The 559-nt window shown below is 48.5% G+C and carries 1 protein-coding gene; it reads left to right on the plus strand.

Annotated elements, in window-relative coordinates:
* Positions 1-9 precede the first annotated feature (9 nt).
* On the plus strand, positions 10-559 hold a 550-nt coding region (locus tag A3750_RS27190; protein ID WP_156498490.1), incomplete at its 3' end, for an Hpt domain-containing protein.

A 559-nucleotide genomic window follows, 5' to 3' on the forward strand; every position in this document is an offset into this window, starting at 1 on the left:
GCGGAGGACATGGCTACTTTAGCCTGGGCTGTTGAATCAAGGCTGAACTCTCGTGTTGACCAAAGCCTAAGTATCAGTTTAGAGGAATTGAATGCTGTCGACTCCGTGAGAGAGCATCTTTCCGGCTTGTTGGCAGACTTTTCTAAGGGTGCAGAGTCCGAGCTTGCGCGTCAGCTTGAGAACTCTATCGCTCGCGTATTTGATAATAGCAGCGCTTCCCCGGGCATTGATCCAGAATCTCCTGATGAGCGATCAATGCATCAAGAGCCGGCAATCGAAGAGCAGCCTGCAGTCGAGCCAACTGATCAACTTCCGGAAATGGAGCAATCCATTGTCGAGGATGTGCCTGAAGATGTTGAGCAGCCGCCTGTTATGGAGGTTGCAGAATCGGTTGAAGATGATGACGATTTGATCGACGAAGAAATACTTGAAATCTTCATTGAAGAATCGGAAGAAGTGAATGAAACGATTCAAGCCTACCTACCACGTCTTGTAGAAAACTATGATGATAAGGAGGCCCTGACGGAGCTACGCCGTGCTTTTCATACGCTTAAAGGCA

This window comes from Oleiphilus sp. HI0079 (assembly GCF_001635105.1).